Here is a 16900-nt window from a genome sequence, read left to right as displayed (position 1 = left end):
CTTGTGGCGTATGCCGCAATTGCTGTCGCGTGAAACTTGCACAGTCTGACCGCCTCGCGGGTGTGCGAGGTTTCCTGAAGCATAATCAGCTTCTGACAGATATCCACTCGCTAGCATCTGTACTTACGCCTTCACCCAGCGCTGGCGGCTCCACGCACTCAACCAGTCCACCGCAAACACCAGCACCAGCATTGCCAGAATCACCGTGCTGGCCTGTGCTTCCTGAAACAGGCTCAGGCTCACATACAGCATCTGCCCCAATCCGCCCGCGCCGACAAAACCCAGCACGCTGGCCATGCGGATGTTGTTTTCCCAGCGGTACAGGACGTAGGCGAGCAGTTGTGGGGCGAGGTTGGGCAGGGTGCCGTAGCAGAAGGCGAGGATCGGATTACCGCCCTGCAAGCGGATCGCTTCGGCCGGTTGCGGCGGGGTGTTTTCCAGCGCTTCGGCGAACAAGCGGCCAAGCACGCCAGTGGTGTGCAGGGCGAGGGCCAGCGTCCCGGCGTTTGGGCCCAGCCCGGCGGCGAGCACCATCAGCGCGGCCCAGACCAGTTCCGGAATGGCCCGCAGAGCATTGAGCAGCCATCGCGAAGCACTGCGCAGCGGCCAGCCGAAACGTCCTGCGGCGGGCAGGGCGAGGACGATGCCCAGCAGCGCGGCGAGCAGGGTGCCGAGCGCCGACATGGCCAGGGTTTCCAGCGAGCCATGGAGGATCGCTTTCAAGTAATCGGCGCTCAGATCCGGGCTGAGAAAGCGCTGCACATACGCGCCCATCTGTTTCAGGCTGGTGGCACTGCCGAGCTCGCCTAGGTCGAGCCCTAAGTAGATGAACGAAGCGATGACGGCCACGCCGATGCCGGCGATCAGCAACAGATTGATCAGACGGTTCATGCCAGCCTCCAGCGCAGCAAACGGCTGAGTTGATCGGCCACCAGCACCAGCAGCAGGAACGTCAGCAGAATGCTCGCGACCTCACCGCCGGCGAACATACGGATCGACAGGTCGATTTGCTGGCCCAGGCCACCGGCGCCAACAAAACCCATCACCACCGAAGCGCGGATCGCACACTCCCAGCGATAGACCGTGTACGAGAGCAATTCCCCGGCGACATTCGGCAAGATTCCATAAGCAAAACTCGCCAGTCGACCGCTGCCCGACTGCAACAGCGCGTGCGCCGGACGCTGGTCGGTGGATTCGAAAATCTCTGCGTAGACCTTGCCGAGCATGCCGCTGTAGGTGATCGCAATCGCCAGCACGCCCGCCGCCGGGCCGAGGCCCACGGCGCGCACGAACAACAGCGCCCAGACGATTTCCGGCACGCTGCGCAGGAAGATCAGCAACCCACGAACCGGCCAGCGCAACAAACGACCGAAACGACTTGGCACGCCACCCCGTGAAGCGGCAGACAGCGACAAGGCACGGCTGGCGAGCAAACTGGCGGGCACCGCCAGCAACAGCGCCAACGCCATGCCTGCCGTGGCAATCGCCAGGGTTTGCAGCGTGGCTTTGAACAGTAACTGCAAAAAATCTTCATCGTGAGCGGGCGGCCAGAACTGCGCGACAAACCGGCCCATTTCATTCTGACTGTCGGGCAGCAGCACGGCCAGATTCAGCTCGCTGAGCTGGATTCCCGGCCACAGCACCGCAATCGCCAAAACCGTCAGCAGCAGACGCGGCCACGCCGCGGGATCGCGTGAAGCGGCCCTCAGCATCGCGGAATCTGCACAGGCAAAGGCGCAACTGCCGAGGGCGGCGATTGCAGATGTTCATTGGCGTACAGCGCGTCGAGCATGTCGTGGCTGACTTGATCGGCAGGGCTGTCGAACAGAATTTGCCCGTCACGCAAGCCGATGATGCGCGGGAAGTGCGACAGCGCGAGGTCCACCGCATGCAGGCTCGCCACCAGCGTGACGTTATGTTCGCGGGCATGACGCGACAGCACCGTCAGCGTGTGCCCGGCCATGACGGGATCCATCGCCGACACCGGCTCGTCGGCCAGCAGAATCTCCGGCGCCTGATACAGCACCCGAGCGATGCCGACGCGCTGCAACTGACCGCCCGATAGTTGTTGGCAATGGGCGAACAATTTATCGCCCAGATCGAGCCGTGCCAATGCCGCGCGGGCGCCGGGCACGTCGAGTGGATGCAGCAGGTTCAGCAGGCTTTTACCCAAGCTCCATTGCCCGAGTTTGCCGGCCAGCACCGCCGTGACCACGCGCTGGCGCAGCGGTAGGGGCGGCGCCTGATGCACCAGGCCAATACGCGCGCGCAGGCGTTGTCGCTGGCGGGCAGACAAGTGCCATGCGCGTTCGCCGAGTACTTCGACCTCGCCGCTGCTGGGCCGCAGTGCGGTGGCCAGCAGGTTGAGCAAACTCGATTTACCGGCCCCGGACGAGCCGATGATCGCGACTTGTTCGCCGACGCCAATCTGCAAGTCGACGCCGCGCAGGGCATCGACTCCATTGGCGTGGCGCAGGCTGACGTGGGTGAGGCGTAGCGTCATTTCAGCAGATCGGCAGCGCGGGCGGCTTCCTCGATGCCCTTGTAGTTCTCAGGCTTGGTGTCGATGAAACGGCTGGCAGCCTGCAGATCGAGAATCTTCTTCTGTTCAGGGTTGGCCGGATCCAGATCAAGGAAAGCTTTTTTGATCTTCGCCGCCAGCGCCGGGTCGAGTGTGCCGCGCACAGTCCAGTTGTAATCGAAGTACGACGGAGTGGTGGCGAAGACTTTGACCTTGTTGGTGTCGACCTTGCCGGCGTCCACCAGTTTCTGCCAGACACTGGCGTTCAACACACCGGCGTCGACCTTGCCAGCCTGCACCCAGGCAACCGTGGCGTCGTGGGCACCGGAGTAGGCGACGCGACTGAAATACGCTTCAGGCTTGATACCGTCGTTTTTCAGCATGAAGTAGCGCGGCATCAGGCTGCCGGAAGTCGACGACACGGAACCGAAAGCGAAGGTCTTGCCCTTCAGATCGGCCAGGCTTTTGACGTTCGGGTCGGCGGTGATGAATTTGCTGGTGAACTGCGCATCCTGTTCGCGCTGCACCAGCGGAATCACCGGAGTGGTAGCGTCGGTCTTCAGGCGTGCCTGCACAAACGTGAAGCCACCCAGCCAGGCCATGTCGAGACGGTCGGTGGCCAAGGCTTCAACCACTGCCGGGTAATCGGCCACCGGGACGAACTGCACCTTCATGCCCAATTGCTGTTCCAGATACGCACCCAATGGCTCGAACTTGCGCAGCAGTTCAGTCGGGGCTTCATCGGGAATGGCGCTGACCTTCAATACATCAGCGGCTTGCGCCATCAGCGCGGAAAAGGACAGGGCCAGGCCGGCCGTCAGTGCCAGGGTTCGTTTGAGCATGGAATTCTCCGTTTCGTGAGCGTCAAAGTCGAAGCGCCGCCGTTGTGCAGTCGAGGCTGGGCGCAAAGTCAGGTTAGACGAAACGGCGAGGTTATACGCATTCGAGGGTTTAAAGGCCAGCGCGCATCAGCGTTGGCCACACTTGATGCACCCCGACAACCCCTGTAGAAGCTGCGGCACGCTGCGATCTTTTGATCTTGTTGTTAAAGATCAAAAGATCGCAGCGTGCCGCAGCTCCTACAAGGGGCAATCAGTGCTTTTCGGGGAGTCTGGCGATCACCTTGATCTCGAAGTCGAAACCATACAGCCAGGTCACGCCAACGGCGGTAACGGTCGGATGCGGCGCCTCGCCCCAGAACTCCGTCAGCACGATGTTCCAGATCGTCTCGAACTTCGATTGCGGATCAACCATGAAAATCGTGACGTCGACCACATCCTCGAACGTGCAACCGGCCTCGTCGAGAATCGCGTTCAGGTTATTGAAGGCCTGACGCACCTGGTTCTGCAGATCCGGCTCGGGCGTACCGTCCTCCGTACTGCCGACTTGGCCCGAGACAAACAGAAAACCGTTGGAGCGGATCGCCGGAGAGTAGCGATGGCGCTCGTAAAGGGTCCGGCGGGTAGGTGGGAAAACAACATCGCGCTGTGTCATGGGGGTGTCTCCATCAATGAGGTGATGGCCCAACTTTAGGGATTTGCAGGTGCGCGATAAACGCGCAAGCTTGGCGTTAACTGTTTGTGAAACCCAAACAATCGGAAGCCGAGCAATGGACCGTTTTGATGCAATGCAGGCGTTTGCACGGGTGGTCGAGGCGGGGAGCTTCACCAAAGCCGCTGAAACCCTGCACATGAGCAAGACCACCGTGACGCAACTGGTCCAGCAGTTGGAGGCGCGGTTGCGGGTCAAATTGCTCAATCGCACCACGCGCAAGGTCAATGTCACGGCTGACGGTGCGGCGTATTACCAGCGCGTGATCAAGTTGCTGGCCGACATGGAGGACGCCGAAACCAGTTTGCCCGGTGCCTCGGTATCGCCACGTGGACGATTGCGCGTGGATGTGCCGAGCCCGTTCGCTCGCTTGATTCTGATCCCGGCATTGCCCGAATTTCACGCGCGGTATCCAGACATCCAAATCGATATGGGCGTCAGCGATCGCATCGTCGACATCATCGATGAGAACGTCGACTGCGTGGTGCGTGGCGGCGAGTTGCTGGACCAGTCACTGATGGCGCGCAAGGTCGCGGATCTGCCATTGGGCGTGTTTGCCGCGCCCGACTACCTCGCTCGCTCCGGCACGCCGATGCATCCGCAGGAGCTGGAAGATTCCCATCATCGCGTGGTTGCGTTCCTGTGGGCGCGCACCGGCAAGCCCATGCCGTATGCCCTGCATAACGATAAGCAAAGCCTGCAGATCAAGGGTCGCCATGTTTTGGCAGTCGACGACGGCAATGCCTACCTTGCGGCGGGTCTGGCCGGCATGGGCGTGCTGTGGCTGCCCAGGTACATGTCCGACGCCCCGGTGGCGCGCGGCGAGCTAGTGCCGCTGTTCGAGGGCTGGCAACTTGAATCGATGCCTCTCTACATCGCGTATCCGCCGAACCGGCATATCAGCTTGAAGTTGCGAGTATTTATCGATTGGGTTGTGGAGTTAATGGCATAGCAGGCGTGTGGTGCGCTTTTTGCTTGGACGTGCTCAATGTCGTCAAATAACTAACACATCCGGCAACCCGAAAGCCTGCGGCGTTGACCAGAGTAGCGTTGAGCTCAAGGAGCTTTACTCATCATGAATATGTACATCGATATCGTCGGCGCCTGCAATCTGAGCTGCCCCTCTTGCCCGATGGGCAACTCGGAAAACCTCAACTTCAAAAAAGCCATGCAACTCGACATGTTCCGGCAGATCGTCGAGAAGGCCAAACGCGAAGGCGTTCGAGCGATTTTTCTCTACAACTGGACTGAGCCTTTGGTGCATCCGAAGATCGGCGAGTTCATCGAGATCATCAATGCGGCCGGCATGAATAGTGGCGTCAGCACTAACCTGAACCTGGCCAAGAACATGGAAAAGGCCTTGTTGGCCGAGCCGGGTTTCTTCCGTATTTCGCTGTCAGGGTTTTACCAGGAGACCTACGCAAAGGGGCATGTAGGGGGGGATATCGAAGTTGTAAAACAGAACATGATCACGCTGAGTGAAATAGTGCAGCGTCATGGTCTGAACACCCATGTCGAGGTTTATTACCATCGGTATCTGGACAACCTGGCGGAAGAAGCACTGATGCGCGAGTTCAGTGAGCGTCTCGGCTTTACATTCAGCACGGGTTACTCCGTGATGATGCCGCTGGAGAAGGCGCTGGCCATTGTCGAACGCGACCCTTCCGTGACCGACACTGACCACGAGACCCTGAAAAGGCTGGCATTGCCGCCTTACGACGATCTGGTCAATGTCGTACAACACTTCCACAAGCAAGCGTGCACACTCAAAGATGACTGGTTGGTGATCGACTGCAACGGCAATACAGTGCTTTGCTGCACCATCTTCAATCAAAGCGAATATCAGGTCGGAAAGTATCTGGACATCAATGTCGACGAATTGATGACGCGTAAAAACACGCAGAAAAACTGTGTCGACATGTGCAATCGGTGCGTAAAGAAGGGGATGCACATCTACGCGATGTACCCCGGCAAGGGCGTGCTTGAAAGTCATGCAATCAATCGCATGATCGATTTCCAGCAACGCACCATTGCGGGTTTGCCGATTGATAGCGAGCAACTCGGCCGGGCCGGCGAGGTCAGTTCCGAAAATTTCGATGAAGCCCAATACCTTCAATTGAACGATGACGTGCGCCACGCCGTTTCCACCGGCGCTTTCACCAGCGGCTATCAGCACTACGTGCTCTTCGGTCGCCTGGAAGGGCGAGTGGGCGCCGGGCTTTTTTCAGCGGTGTAAACGCAGTCAGGATGACCCGGTCAGTAATAGGCGTGATTGACTCCGGCGCGGTTCAGGCCAACTATCGGCGCATAACAACATGACCGATGGACCAGACCTTGATCGAACGACGTCAATTCAGCGGGGGCATGAAGGGCAAAAACCTCCGCTATCTGAATGAGCAATCCGCTGACCAGACCCGCGTGACGCGCGCGGGTTTTTTACTGCTTGAACACTTTTCGCTGCCGGCCTTCACCCAGGCGCTGGACACGATCATCACCAGCAATCTGTTGCGCGCAGAGCTGTTTTCTACGCGCACGTTTGGCTTGAGTGAAGCTGAGGTCATCAGCGATCTGGGATTGGTGATTCGGCCAGATGCGCGGATTGATCTGGCGGCACTTCAGGATCTGGATTTGTTGGTGGTGTGCGGCGGCTATCGAACCGAACTGCGCGCCAGTGACGAGTTCATCAACCTGTTGAAAGCGGCAGCAGAACGCGGTGTCAGCCTCGCCGGTTTGTGGAATGGCGCGTGGTTTCTGGGCCGCGCCGGATTGCTCGACGGCTATCGTTGCGCGATCCACCCGGAACATCGCCCGGCGCTGACCGAAATCGCCAAGACCACCCACGTCAGCAGCGAACCCTACGTCATCGACCGCGACCGACTCACGGCATCAAGCCCGTCGGGGGCGTTTCACATGGCACTGGACTGGATCAAGAACCTCCACGGCAAGGCCCTGGTCGAGGGCGTCGAGGATATCCTCGCCTTCGAGGAGTCGCGTTATCGACGGATCAAACCGGATGAAAATATCTGCGTCAGCGCACCGCTGCGTGAAGTGGTGAAGCTGATGGACGCCAACCTGGAAGAACCTTTGGAGCTGGAGCAACTGGCGGTCTACGCCGGCCGCTCCCGCCGCCAGTTGGAGCGCTTGTTCAAGGAACAGCTCGGCACCACACCGCAGCGCTATTACCTGGAATTGCGCATCACCGAAGCACGGCGCTTGCTGCAACACACCGAGCTTTCGCAGGTGGAAGTGCTGGTGGCGTGCGGGTTTGTTTCGCCGAGTCATTTCAGTAAGTGCTATAGCTCGTATTTTGGGTATCGACCTTCGAAGGAAAAACGCCTCGTCAAATAACCCAAACCGTTACCAGCCCGAGTTCACTTCGGTTTTTCCAGGCCGATGTTGTTTACGGTGACTGATCTGATGCGGCGCGGGTGGCTTGCCTGACATCCGGTAAGGAAATATTCCAAATTTGATGCCGCCCGAAGCAAGATAATTCCGGGCCCAGATCCCTCCCCATAATGGTTGGAAGAATTCATGCTGACCGCTTTTTTGCAGTACCCGGTTTCATTTGGCGACCCAGCAGCAAACTTCAATAAAATTCGCGATGCTGTTGACTCGGAACAATTTGATCTCTTGGTAATGCCCGAGCTTTGCACCATTGGTTATTTTCACGAATCGCGTGAGGCATTGTTTCTTTATGCTGAATCGGCACTCGATGGGCCAACGGCGCAGTTTTTACTGCAGCTGTCGGCAGACAAGAATGCAACGCTGATTGCGGGCATCGCCGAGCGTGACGGCGATCAAATCTACAATACGGCGATTGTCGTATCGCGCGGGCGCTGGCTGGGGAAACAGCGCAAGTGCCACCTGTCTCGTATAGAAAAGCTGATCTTCACCCCAGGCGATTCATTAGCGTGTTTCGATGACGGAATCTGCCGTTTCGGCGTTCTTACCTGTTTCGACCTTTGGATGCCAGAGGCCGCTCGCCTGTTGGTGCGCCAAGGTGCGCAGTTACTGTGTTGTCCAGCCAATTATGGTGGGCCTTGGACAACCCAGCTTGCGCGCATTCGCGCAATGGAAAACGCCACTCCGCTGATCTGTGCCAATCGTACGGGTGTGGAAATGTATGCGGGCGCAGAGGCGACATTCCGAGGTGAAAGCCAAATTGTCGGGCCTATGGGAGAAGTCTGGATTTGCGCCACAGAAGAGACGTCGCTGGGTTTGTCGATAATCGACCCGGCTGCACACGTCCTCAAGGCGAATCCTATGTGCGATGACTTGATGGCAGAGGCAAGCCGCTATGCTTTATCAGGCCCACACTTAAAATGAACCTACGGAAGTAACGCTATTTGGCCCAACTCTTTGCCAAGGCACCTCAGGACCAGGGCATGCAGGCTGTTTAAACACTATTCCGCATGCACGTTTAACTTACACGCATTGTTACGCCATAACGGCTACACCACCTTGCGCCGTTGCCTACGCGTACGCCAGAATCCGCCGGCTTACGCGCTTTGAGGCGGGCTGTATCGTTTCCCTGTCACTGCAAAACAGTGATCGGGTTTGGTAGCCCGTCCTCTAAGCGTAATGCGCCGCTATATACAGTCTCCTTTCGGGACTCGGTTTTATATGGTGGCCATGCGTGGGGCTCTTTCGGGAGCGCCGGGGTTTACTCGCTTAGACCGGTCTACCAACCTGCGTAATGGTCACCACCCTCGTTTGGTAGCGTGAGTGATGGCTCCTTATTTTTTGCTAAGCGAGTGTCATCTATGTTCAAAATCACGCCCAACCCGCCAGAAACCGATCCAATCCCCTACGACGCAGCGCTCGAACCTCAAAACATCAAAGAGGCAACAGAACGCGCGATCAACTTCTATCTCAATCCCTCGGCATTGAAGACTTCAATCCCCACACGCAAGACCGGCCGAATCTATCTCATCGACCCCACGGTGGATGACGAAACGCTGCTCGTCGAGGCCTACGAAACCTTGTCGTCTGCCAGTGACATGGCGCGTGAGTTCGCCGAGTTGATGGAGGGGCCGCATCGCAAAAAGATGCTGGTGCTGCAGCAGGTAATCATGCTCAGCGAACTGGTGGTCGGGCGAGTCCTGGATAACCAGCGCTTGCCGCAATAGTCGCGATGCAGATGAGTGAGGGGGCTTGCTCCCTCATTGCACACAAGCGTCTGCGGTCGCGATCGTGACGCTTCAGGCCTTCTGGCTCTTATGGAGTTTCAGCTGATGTCCAAGAAACCCGAACCACCCGTCACAGATCCGGCATCGCCGTACGTATCACCCAACTCAAGAAAACTCCACGAAGCGGCAGAGCGTGCGCTTGACCATTACCTGCTGCCAGCAGCCGGGATCATGGCAACACCCTATACGCCCAGCACTATGTTCATGGTCAACCCGCAGTCCAACGCCGAGTCCTTGCTGACCAATGCCAGCGGCTCTTTAGCGTCTGCCACGGTCATGCTCGGTAACTTTGCAGGGCTGCTGGAAGGGTCGAACCGTCATACCTTGTTGGGTATCGCCCAAGTGGTCATGTTGGGAGAGTTGGCGGTCAACAAGGCGTTGGATATCGTTGTGCCAACGGAGTAATTACGCACGTTAGCCATTAAGCAGTCAGCCTGAGCGGTTGACTGCTTTTTTGTGCGGGTAGGGGAAGACTTTTAAAGGTGATCCGCATCAATCACAGCCTTGGCAAACGCCTGCGGATCTTCCTGCGGTAAGTTGTGGCCAATGCCACCGTTGATCAGCCGAAACTCGTACTTGCCGGTAAAGCGCTTGGCGTAATCCTCCGGCGCCGGGTGCGGTGCACCGTTGGCGTCGCCTTCCAGGGTGATGGTCGGCACGCTGATCGATGGGGCGGTGGCCAGTTTCTGCTCCAGCGCCGCGTATTTCGCCTCGCCCTGCACCAGGCCCAGGCGCCAGCGGTAATTGAACACGGTGATGTCAACGTGATCGGGGTTCTCCAGCGCTTTGGCGGAGCGATCGAAGGTTGCGTCATCGAACTTCCACTGCGGCGAAGCGGTTTGCCAGATCAGCCTGGCGAAGTCGTGGGTGTTCTTCGCATAACCAGCGCGGCCGCGGTCGGTGGCGAAGTAGAACTGATACCACCACTGCAATTCAGCCTTGGGCGGCAGCGGGTTCTGCCCGGCCGCCTGATTGCCGATCAGGTAGCCGCTGACCGACACCAGCGCCTTGACCCGCTCCGGCCAAAGCGCCGAGACGATGTCCGCCGAGCGTGCGCCCCAGTCATAACCGCCGAGAACCGCTTGCTTGATCTTCAGCGCATCCATGAAGTCGATGACGTCACTGGCCAGCGCCGCCGGTTGGCCGTTGCGCAGGGTGTCTTTGGAGAGGAATTGCGTATCGCCATAACCCCGCGCATACGGCATCAATACGCGATAGCCTTTGGCCGCGAGCAATGGCGCGACTTCATCGTAGCTGTGAATGTCGTAGGGCCAGCCGTGCAACAGAATCACCACCGGGCCGTCGGCCGGACCGGTTTCGGCGTAAGCGACGTCCAGCACACCCGCCTTCACATGCTTCAGCGGACCGAACGGCGAGGGCGCGGAATAGCTCGCAGCCGCAGGTTCTGCGGTTTGGGCTTGAGCCGTACCCAAGGCGCCGAACAACGACAGCGCCAGAATCGAAAGTCCGAATGCGGTTTTGCGGGTGTGCAGTGCCATTTTCATGGTGACGTCTCCTGTGCGAACTGTCGGATGAGGGTTGCGAATGAACCCTTCAAACCTTGAGTGCATTTGAGCGCCGAGACGTATCTGACCTGTGTCGAAGAGGGGCGATGTTGAAATCCGCTGTATCGCGGCGGGGTAGGTACACAGTGTGATACACGCCGCCAAACGGGCCGATCATTGGGCTAAAACCGGCCAAGAAAATAAGTCGCTGTTTTAAAACAAAAAATATTTCATTTCGGGCTTCCCAAACGTAACGAATATTGATAAATTGCGCCCCGTTCTTGCAGTGATCCTCACGGAGCCGCTGACAAGTGCTGTAGGGGCGTCGCCAAGCGGTAAGGCAGCAGGTTTTGATCCTGCCATGCGTTGGTTCGAATCCAGCCGCCCCTGCCATTTATCAAAAAACGCCAACTTCGAAAGAAGTTGGCGTTTTTTTATGCCTGCGATTTGGCCTCGATGGAGCAGGGCAGGCGTGCGCGGCGCCGAAGCACCGCGCACGCCGACCACTCAGTGCGGTGCGCGCGGGATGGTTTTCATCAGGTCTTCAGGGCTGATGTGGCCAACCACGCTGCCCAGTTGCGGCAGGTTGAGGATGTGGCCTTTCATTTTGCCGATGATGTGCATCTCGCACGGCTTGCAGTCGAACTTCAGCGTCAGCACTTCATCGCCGTGGATCAACTGCATCGGCGCGACTTTGGTGCGCACGCCGGTCACGCCTTTGGCCTGTTTCGGGCACAGATTGAAGGAGAAACGCAGACAATGCTTGGTGATCATCACCGGCACTTCGCCTGCTTCTTCGTGCGCTTCGTACGCAGCGTCGATCAGCTTCACGCCGTGACGATGGTAGAAGTCGCGCGCTTTCTGGTTGTAGACGTTGGCGAGGAACGTCAGGTGCGAATCCGGGTACACCGGTGGCGGCGTGGTTTCGGCTTTGCGGCCGCCGCGCGGATGAGCGGCGACGCGGGCGGCGGTCAGCGCTTCGATCACTTCACGGCGCAGGGATTTGAGCTGCGAGTTAGGGATGAAGAATGCCTGTGGCGCATCGAGTTTGATGTCGGTGGCGTGGTACTGCGTGGTGCCGAGTTGGCCGAGCAAATCGCGCAACTGCTCCAGTGCCTGCTCAGGTTTGTTGGCAACGCCAAACGGACCGTTCAGGGTGACGCTGGCGCTGATGCCTTCTTCACTGGTGGCGGTGACTTCCAGCTGCTCTTCACGCAGACGCGCAGCCCAGCTCAGCGCCACGCGACGCTCGGAAGAGGTTTTTTGCAGCGCCTGCTGCCAGTTGTGATCGAGGTTACGATTCAACGGGTGGTTCGGACGCAGTTTGTACAGGCCTTCCGGCATTTCGTTCGGCTCGACGCGGTAGCGATAACGCTTCTCGCCGTCTTCTTCGAACTCGCCTTTTGGCTCGGCGATGTTGGCGCGGAAACCGACCACTTCACGCTTGACCAGTACGTTCAGACCGTCGCCGTTGGACAGCGGTTCGTGGGTCACGACCTGCATGTCACGCTTGCCGACTTTCTCGACCGTGCCCACCGGCAAACCGGTAAAGGTCGGCGAATCGAAGGCGCCGATGTCGATCTTGCGATCAGTCACGAAGTAATCGGTGCTGCCGCGGTGGAAGGTTTTTTCCGGATCGGGCACGAAGAAGTGCGCGGTGCGGCCGCTGGAAGCGCGGGCCAGGTCCGGACGATCTTCGAGCACGTCGTCGAGGCGCTGACGGTAATAGGCGGTGATGTTCTTCACGTAGCCCATGTCTTTGTAGCGTCCTTCGATCTTGAACGAGCGCACACCGGCTTCGACCAGGGCGCGGATGTTGGCGCTCTGGTTGTTGTCCTTCATCGACAGCAGGTGTTTCTCGTAGGCGATCACGCCACCCTTTTCGTCTTTAAGGGTGTACGGCAAGCGACAGGCCTGGGAGCAATCGCCACGGTTGGCGCTGCGCCCGGTCTGCGCGTGGGAAATGTTGCATTGGCCGGAGAACGCCACGCACAACGCGCCGTGAATGAAGAACTCGACGGCGGCGTCGGTTTCATCGGCGATCGCGCGGATTTCCTGCAGATTGAGTTCGCGAGCCAGCACCAATTGCGAGAAGCCGGCCTGATCGAGGAACTTTGCCCGTTCAAGCGTACGAATGTCGGTCTGGGTCGAGGCATGCAACTCGATCGGCGGAATGTCCAGCTCCATCACGCCCAGATCCTGGACGATCAATGCATCGACACCGGCGTCGTACAACTGATGGATCAGCTTGCGCGCCGGCTCCAGTTCGTTGTCGTGCAGGATCGTGTTGATGGTGGTGAAAATGCGCGCGTGATATTTACGGGCAAATTCCACCAGCCCGGCGATCTCGCTTACTTCGTTGCAAGCGTTGTGGCGGGCGCCGAAGCTTGGGCCACCAATGTACACGGCGTCGGCGCCGTGCAGGATCGCCTCGCGGGCAATGGCCACGTCGCGGGCAGGGCTGAGCAATTCCAGATGATGCTTGGGCAAGGACATAGTTTTTTTAGTCAGGCTGTCACGGTTGAGGCGCGCATTGTAGCCCCGAAATGCGCGCCGGGCACGCCCGTGCTGCCCGATGGCAAACGCCACCCTGCCAAACCCTGTGGGGGCAAGGTTGCTCGCGAAGGGGCAGGCACATCCAACATCAATGTTGCCTGGCCCGCCGCCATCGCGGGCAAGCCCGCTCCCACAGTGATTTGTGCCATACACAGATCTCGCGACCACCGCAAAACCCTGTGGGAGCGGGCTTGCCCGAGATGGCAGTGGATCAGTCAATAAAGATGTCGACTATCTGTGCGCCATCGCGATCAGGCCTTGGCAGCCATCGCTGTCACTTCCACGCGCATGCCTTCGACGGCCAGCGAGGCAACACCAACCGCCGCCCGCACCGGCCACGGTTTGGCGAAGAAGCGCTTGTAAACTTCGTTGAACGCGGCGCGATCAGCCATGTCGGTGAGGTAGATGGTCAGATGCATGACCCGGTCCATCGAACTGCCCGCGCGTTCCAGTGCAACTTTCAGCGCTTGTAGTGTGCATTCGCTTTGCTCGGTGATGCCGCCCAGTTCCAGGCTGCCATCGGCACGGGTCGGAATCTGGGTGGAAACCATGATCCCGCCGAAGGTCGCGACGTCGGAAGAAATGGACTCGGCATCCGGATCGGGCGTGAAGGTGATGTCTTGGTTGGCCATGTGGGTCCCTTGTCTGAGCGAGTAAAGATCGCCGCAGTTTACAGATTCGTTGCCGACATGGCCCGTTTGGTCAATCGAATGGAGGCCAGTCACGCTTCGCACCTCAGAGGCGGTCGCTCCCACACAGACAGAAAGACGAAACGTTTGTATAAGCGTGTATCAATCCCGGCCGGGTACACACGCCAATAACAAACCAAGAATTCACGACACATCAGCACTACAAGCCCTGTTCAAAGTGGCGTCACCACACACCACTGAGTTTGAGAGGGCAACATCATGCGCCGTCCATTGTTCCTGACTACTGCCGCCATACTTGCTTCGATGATCGGCATCGCACACGCCGCCGATACGCAGCCTAAAAGCTGGCAGCAAGGCCTGAGCCGAACTGATCTGGTTCGCCAGGATCTCGGCGCTGCCGACCGCGAAGTGATTCAGGCACGAGTCGATTTTGAACCCGGCGTGACCTCGCCACGTCATGCGCATCCGGGCGTGGAAGTCGCGTACGTGATCAGCGGCACATTTGAATATCAACTTGAGGGCAGGGCGCCCGTGACGCTGAAGGCCGGTGATTCGCTGTTTATTCCTGAGGGTGTGGCGCATATCGCCAAGAACATCGGTACTGACAAGGGCTCGGAGTTGGCGACTTACATCGTGAAGAAGGGCGACCCGCTGTTGATTCTCAAGCCATAGGGTTTAGTGCAGTGTCACAACCCGGCGACTCTCGCCAATCCGGATCCGGTCGAGCGCGCGGTTTAGTGCATCAAGTGCGTCGAGAAGGGCTTTGGCTTCCGCTTCTCGACCATCCCCCCACAAGCGTTCGGCCATTTTGTTTAGCGCCTGGATTGATCGCTCGATGTCTGCGGCGGTTGCGGCCTCTTTACTGGCCGGTTGTATCCTGGGCATTCGGTGACTTTCCTGCAAAACGGGTAGCTGCCGTTTTAGCACGATGCCTGCGTGCCGTGAAGTTCAAGGCAACATGGCGCCAACGTGCTTTAACTTTTTTAATGTGGGCGGTGATCTGGAATTCATCGACCCCCGCGGCATGGTTGCATCGACCTACAATCCTGCTTTACGCATGAGAGTTGAAGATTGCCTCAGTGCGGGTTTTAGCACTACGTGTGTTGCCCAAAGTGGCACTTTCCTCATGTTCCCGTCGTGGTTGATGCACTCGGTGAAACGTTATGAAGGAACGAGGCCGCGGATTTCCATTGCGTTTAACTTTGGCGCTTGAAGCCTGTTCAGGGCAGCCCGTGCAAGCCCAAGAGAAAATTTGAATTAGTCAGTTGCCTGTTCGGTCAAGAATTATGAGCGCAGTAAATCTGATGAGGTAACAGCGATGACTATCCAGGCAGAGACACTCGTACAACTGGCCGAAGCGCTCCAGGAGCGCGGCATGAATCTGGTTTCAGACGTCCACTTCACCCGCGCGCCTTACCGGCAGAACCACCGCTGGATCTGCACCGTAGAGTAGCGATCCTCAATGCCGGCGGCCTGGACCAACAGTTCGCCGCCGGCTCCTTATGCGCAAATTCGTGCTTGCACCATCAGTAAATCCGCACTGTTTCTCGAAGTACCAGTAGAACCGACGAAATCCTCCTCGTTAACTATCCTGTCACTGCAAGTACGCATCTGCTAACGAGGGCCGGGAAATGCCAGTGAGCTTTCGAAGTGATCTTGTCTTCGCCATCTTCCTGATCTGTCCTTTGCTGCTTTACGCAAGCACGGCTGGCAGTCCGCTTTATCTAGGTTCCTGGTATCTGTTAGGCGTGCCTTTGGTCACGTTGATACCGGGACTGATCCTGCGTGCCCCCGCGATGTTTCTGAGCGGAACAACCGTGGCTGCCATTACGACGCTGAGATTGACCGGGGAGGCTAGGGGGCTCCGGATCAGTCTCATGCCAATATTTTTACAGCCGGTTACAAGGCCGCACGCCCAGGAAGAGTACGCTGCAATGACGTCAGGTTCCTGATTGAGGTTGAAGGCACAACAGGGAATAGCAGTCGGTATATTCACATCGGTCATTTATCAGAGGGATGCGTGACCTTGTAAGAATTACTGAAGTGGAATGATACCTACGGCTACTTAATTAATAAGCGCATGAAAAACGGCAGAGGGAAATACATTGGCAAACTTATCGTGGAAAAATAAATGAACAGATTAATCTCCTTGCTTTTTTTGATAAGTTTTTCAATGCTTGCCAGCTGCGCGATGGCTAAACCTCGATGCGATGACTTTCTGGCAAAACTAAGCAACAAGCCTGATTTTGTAGAGTACGTGGAATGCACTCAAAACAATGATGAACAGGGAAAGCCTCTCATTGCTCGGTACCGCGTAAAAGGCTCAGACGCCCTTGAAGCGGAAAAATACATGAACCAGACTTTCAACCTTCCGATGCTCCGGTTTATCTGCTGCGGCTGGGACTCAACATTTTATTCTTATCGCGATAAAAAAAACCAGCGATGGTATCTGCTCGGCATGGGCTCCGAGGAGACGCCGGTGAACAAACGTAATTCGTGGTCAGAAATAAAATTCTTCAACATCACTGTATCCATCAATACCGAAGAGATCTGAGCACAGTTAGTAAATATGGATGATCACGTGTGCCGCGATGCCCATTAAGTAGATCGAAAGATTCGGGTGCGGGACGTTGCGCATGAACGGGTTCAATACTTGCGAAAACCGCTTCTGTAAATGTGCTTGATCCTCATCGAATTGACGAACAGCGCCTGGCAACACCTCCTCAATTGCCTTGTTATGAGCCGGCGCAACGCTGTGTTCGGCGACGATCATCTCAACGATCATGGTCAGCGCTTCTCCAAGAGAGCGCTGCTGCTGCGGCAAAACCTCCAATGCTTCAGCAGATCGGTGCGCGTTTTCTAGCGTCAGTATAGAAAACCCAATCTGACGTTTTTACACACTCAGGGCCAGAAGCGGACGATCGCCGC

Annotated in this window: 19 protein-coding genes, 1 tRNA gene and 1 pseudogene; 11 read left to right on the top strand and 10 right to left on the bottom strand. The window is 57.7% G+C overall.

Going from position 1 to position 16900, the window contains the following annotated elements; all coding sequences use genetic code 11:
• Positions 1 to 123 precede the first annotated feature (123 nt).
• The 5 genes from phnE to AB4P92_RS02805 form a co-directional block, all read right to left on the bottom strand.
• The gene (gene phnE, locus AB4P92_RS02825) at positions 124 to 891 is read right to left on the bottom strand and encodes a phosphonate ABC transporter, permease protein PhnE (protein WP_273878502.1); all 768 of its coding nucleotides are present in this window, start codon (positions 889 to 891) and stop codon (positions 124 to 126) included.
• The gene (locus AB4P92_RS02820; protein WP_395598821.1) at positions 888 to 1712 is read right to left on the bottom strand and encodes a PhnE/PtxC family ABC transporter permease; all 825 of its coding nucleotides are present in this window, start codon (positions 1710 to 1712) and stop codon (positions 888 to 890) included. The genes phnE and AB4P92_RS02820 overlap by 4 nt, the downstream gene beginning before the upstream one ends.
• A complete protein-coding gene (locus tag AB4P92_RS02815) occupies positions 1706 to 2503 on the bottom strand; it encodes a phosphonate ABC transporter ATP-binding protein (RefSeq protein WP_395598820.1) in 798 nt (265 codons plus the stop codon). Before AB4P92_RS02815 ends, AB4P92_RS02820 begins: the two co-directional genes overlap by 7 nt.
• Positions 2500 to 3363, bottom strand: coding sequence for a putative selenate ABC transporter substrate-binding protein (locus AB4P92_RS02810; protein ID WP_047302104.1), 864 nt, complete (start codon positions 3361 to 3363; stop codon positions 2500 to 2502). Before AB4P92_RS02810 ends, AB4P92_RS02815 begins: the two co-directional genes overlap by 4 nt.
• A gap of 250 nt (positions 3364 to 3613) precedes the next feature.
• Positions 3614 to 4015: a RidA family protein gene (locus AB4P92_RS02805; protein ID WP_395598819.1), complete on the bottom strand. Its 402-nt coding sequence runs from the start codon at positions 4013 to 4015 to the stop codon at positions 3614 to 3616.
• A 115-nt stretch (positions 4016 to 4130) separates the two neighbouring features.
• Between AB4P92_RS02805 and AB4P92_RS02800 the strand changes: the two genes are divergently transcribed.
• From AB4P92_RS02800 to AB4P92_RS02775, 6 genes are all read left to right on the top strand, one after another.
• Positions 4131 to 5024 carry a LysR family transcriptional regulator gene (locus AB4P92_RS02800; protein WP_395598818.1) on the top strand — a complete coding sequence of 298 codons (894 nt, stop codon included), beginning with the start codon at positions 4131 to 4133 and terminating at the stop codon, positions 5022 to 5024.
• Between the two features lie 123 nt (positions 5025 to 5147).
• Positions 5148 to 6308 carry a radical SAM/SPASM domain-containing protein gene (locus AB4P92_RS02795; RefSeq protein ID WP_210625150.1) on the top strand — a complete coding sequence of 387 codons (1161 nt, stop codon included), beginning with the start codon at positions 5148 to 5150 and terminating at the stop codon, positions 6306 to 6308.
• An 86-nt stretch (positions 6309 to 6394) separates the two neighbouring features.
• Positions 6395 to 7420: a GlxA family transcriptional regulator gene (locus AB4P92_RS02790; protein WP_395598817.1), complete on the top strand. Its 1026-nt coding sequence runs from the start codon at positions 6395 to 6397 to the stop codon at positions 7418 to 7420.
• Between the two features lie 183 nt (positions 7421 to 7603).
• On the top strand, positions 7604 to 8398 hold the full coding sequence (locus AB4P92_RS02785) for a nitrilase-related carbon-nitrogen hydrolase (RefSeq protein ID WP_395598816.1): 795 nt from the start codon (positions 7604 to 7606) through the stop codon (positions 8396 to 8398).
• 437 nt (positions 8399 to 8835) lie between these two features.
• Positions 8836 to 9201 carry a DUF6124 family protein gene (locus tag AB4P92_RS02780; protein ID WP_047303363.1) on the top strand — a complete coding sequence of 122 codons (366 nt, stop codon included), beginning with the start codon at positions 8836 to 8838 and terminating at the stop codon, positions 9199 to 9201.
• A 105-nt stretch (positions 9202 to 9306) separates the two neighbouring features.
• Positions 9307 to 9666 (top strand): DUF6124 family protein, encoded by a 360-nt coding sequence (locus AB4P92_RS02775; RefSeq protein ID WP_395598815.1) that lies wholly within the window; start codon positions 9307 to 9309, stop codon positions 9664 to 9666.
• A gap of 71 nt (positions 9667 to 9737) precedes the next feature.
• On the opposite strand, the gene AB4P92_RS02770 is transcribed toward AB4P92_RS02775, so the two are convergent.
• Positions 9738 to 10766 (bottom strand): alpha/beta fold hydrolase, encoded by a 1029-nt coding sequence (locus AB4P92_RS02770; protein WP_395598814.1) that lies wholly within the window; start codon positions 10764 to 10766, stop codon positions 9738 to 9740.
• A gap of 318 nt (positions 10767 to 11084) precedes the next feature.
• Here AB4P92_RS02770 and AB4P92_RS02765 point away from each other — a divergent pair.
• Positions 11085 to 11159 (top strand) — tRNA-Gln (locus AB4P92_RS02765).
• Positions 11160 to 11273: 114 nt separating this feature from the next.
• Here AB4P92_RS02765 and AB4P92_RS02760 read toward each other — a convergent pair.
• On the bottom strand, positions 11274 to 13262 hold the full coding sequence (locus tag AB4P92_RS02760) for a U32 family peptidase (protein WP_047303369.1): 1989 nt from the start codon (positions 13260 to 13262) through the stop codon (positions 11274 to 11276).
• Positions 13263 to 13573: 311 nt separating this feature from the next.
• Complete coding sequence (locus AB4P92_RS02755; RefSeq protein ID WP_042558925.1) at positions 13574 to 13954, bottom strand: RidA family protein; 381 nt, start codon at positions 13952 to 13954, stop codon at positions 13574 to 13576.
• A 276-nt stretch (positions 13955 to 14230) separates the two neighbouring features.
• Here AB4P92_RS02755 and AB4P92_RS02750 point away from each other — a divergent pair, with 276 nt between their 5' ends.
• On the top strand, positions 14231 to 14644 hold the full coding sequence (locus AB4P92_RS02750) for a cupin domain-containing protein (protein ID WP_047303372.1): 414 nt from the start codon (positions 14231 to 14233) through the stop codon (positions 14642 to 14644).
• A gap of 3 nt (positions 14645 to 14647) precedes the next feature.
• Here AB4P92_RS02750 and AB4P92_RS02745 read toward each other — a convergent pair whose 3' ends face one another.
• Positions 14648 to 14857: a hypothetical protein gene (locus AB4P92_RS02745; RefSeq protein ID WP_115147956.1), complete on the bottom strand. Its 210-nt coding sequence runs from the start codon at positions 14855 to 14857 to the stop codon at positions 14648 to 14650.
• 103 nt (positions 14858 to 14960) lie between these two features.
• Here AB4P92_RS02745 and AB4P92_RS02740 point away from each other — a divergent pair.
• The 3 genes and pseudogenes from AB4P92_RS02740 to AB4P92_RS02730 form a co-directional block, all read left to right on the top strand.
• Positions 14961 to 15185 (top strand): annotated as a pseudogene (locus AB4P92_RS02740) (putative 2OG-Fe(II) oxygenase); the annotation flags it as partial.
• Positions 15186 to 15290: 105 nt separating this feature from the next.
• Positions 15291 to 15425 carry a hypothetical protein gene (locus tag AB4P92_RS02735; RefSeq protein ID WP_258558330.1) on the top strand — a complete coding sequence of 45 codons (135 nt, stop codon included), beginning with the start codon at positions 15291 to 15293 and terminating at the stop codon, positions 15423 to 15425.
• Positions 15426 to 16103: 678 nt separating this feature from the next.
• Positions 16104 to 16526: a DUF4952 domain-containing protein gene (locus AB4P92_RS02730; protein ID WP_395598813.1), complete on the top strand. Its 423-nt coding sequence runs from the start codon at positions 16104 to 16106 to the stop codon at positions 16524 to 16526.
• 6 nt (positions 16527 to 16532) lie between these two features.
• On the opposite strand, the gene AB4P92_RS02725 is transcribed toward AB4P92_RS02730, so the two are convergent.
• Positions 16533 to 16757, bottom strand: coding sequence for a hypothetical protein (locus tag AB4P92_RS02725; RefSeq protein WP_395598812.1), 225 nt, complete (start codon positions 16755 to 16757; stop codon positions 16533 to 16535).
• Positions 16758 to 16900 lie beyond the last annotated feature (143 nt).

The organism is Pseudomonas sp. A0308, from assembly GCF_044218815.1.
GTDB lineage: Bacteria > Pseudomonadota > Gammaproteobacteria > Pseudomonadales > Pseudomonadaceae > Aquipseudomonas > Aquipseudomonas iridis.
Note: the sequence above shows the minus strand (reverse complement) of the source record. Positions and strands in the feature narration are given on the sequence as shown.

Bases quoted from the DNA above. Each gene is read 5' to 3' on its own strand.
- AB4P92_RS02790 (WP_395598817.1), top strand. From the start codon at position 6,395: ATGGACCAGACCTTGATCGAACGACGTCAATTCAGCGGGGGCATGAAG.
- AB4P92_RS02815 (WP_395598820.1), bottom strand. From the start codon at position 2,503: ATGACGCTACGCCTCACCCACGTCAGCCTGCGCCACGCCAATGGAGTC.
- AB4P92_RS02775 (WP_395598815.1), top strand. From the start codon at position 9,307: ATGTCCAAGAAACCCGAACCACCCGTCACAGATCCGGCATCGCCGTAC.
- AB4P92_RS02795 (WP_210625150.1), top strand. From the start codon at position 5,148: ATGAATATGTACATCGATATCGTCGGCGCCTGCAATCTGAGCTGCCCC.
- AB4P92_RS02770 (WP_395598814.1), bottom strand. From the start codon at position 10,766: ATGAAAATGGCACTGCACACCCGCAAAACCGCATTCGGACTTTCGATT.
- AB4P92_RS02735 (WP_258558330.1), top strand. From the start codon at position 15,291: ATGACTATCCAGGCAGAGACACTCGTACAACTGGCCGAAGCGCTCCAG.
- AB4P92_RS02725 (WP_395598812.1), bottom strand. From the start codon at position 16,757: ATGATCGTTGAGATGATCGTCGCCGAACACAGCGTTGCGCCGGCTCAT.
- AB4P92_RS02805 (WP_395598819.1), bottom strand. From the start codon at position 4,015: ATGACACAGCGCGATGTTGTTTTCCCACCTACCCGCCGGACCCTTTAC.
- AB4P92_RS02760 (WP_047303369.1), bottom strand. From the start codon at position 13,262: ATGTCCTTGCCCAAGCATCATCTGGAATTGCTCAGCCCTGCCCGCGAC.
- AB4P92_RS02820 (WP_395598821.1), bottom strand. From the start codon at position 1,712: ATGCTGAGGGCCGCTTCACGCGATCCCGCGGCGTGGCCGCGTCTGCTG.
- AB4P92_RS02750 (WP_047303372.1), top strand. From the start codon at position 14,231: ATGCGCCGTCCATTGTTCCTGACTACTGCCGCCATACTTGCTTCGATG.
- AB4P92_RS02730 (WP_395598813.1), top strand. From the start codon at position 16,104: ATGAACAGATTAATCTCCTTGCTTTTTTTGATAAGTTTTTCAATGCTT.
- AB4P92_RS02800 (WP_395598818.1), top strand. From the start codon at position 4,131: ATGGACCGTTTTGATGCAATGCAGGCGTTTGCACGGGTGGTCGAGGCG.
- AB4P92_RS02780 (WP_047303363.1), top strand. From the start codon at position 8,836: ATGTTCAAAATCACGCCCAACCCGCCAGAAACCGATCCAATCCCCTAC.
- AB4P92_RS02755 (WP_042558925.1), bottom strand. From the start codon at position 13,954: ATGGCCAACCAAGACATCACCTTCACGCCCGATCCGGATGCCGAGTCC.
- AB4P92_RS02810 (WP_047302104.1), bottom strand. From the start codon at position 3,363: ATGCTCAAACGAACCCTGGCACTGACGGCCGGCCTGGCCCTGTCCTTT.
- AB4P92_RS02745 (WP_115147956.1), bottom strand. From the start codon at position 14,857: ATGCCCAGGATACAACCGGCCAGTAAAGAGGCCGCAACCGCCGCAGAC.
- phnE (WP_273878502.1), bottom strand. From the start codon at position 891: ATGAACCGTCTGATCAATCTGTTGCTGATCGCCGGCATCGGCGTGGCC.
- AB4P92_RS02785 (WP_395598816.1), top strand. From the start codon at position 7,604: ATGCTGACCGCTTTTTTGCAGTACCCGGTTTCATTTGGCGACCCAGCA.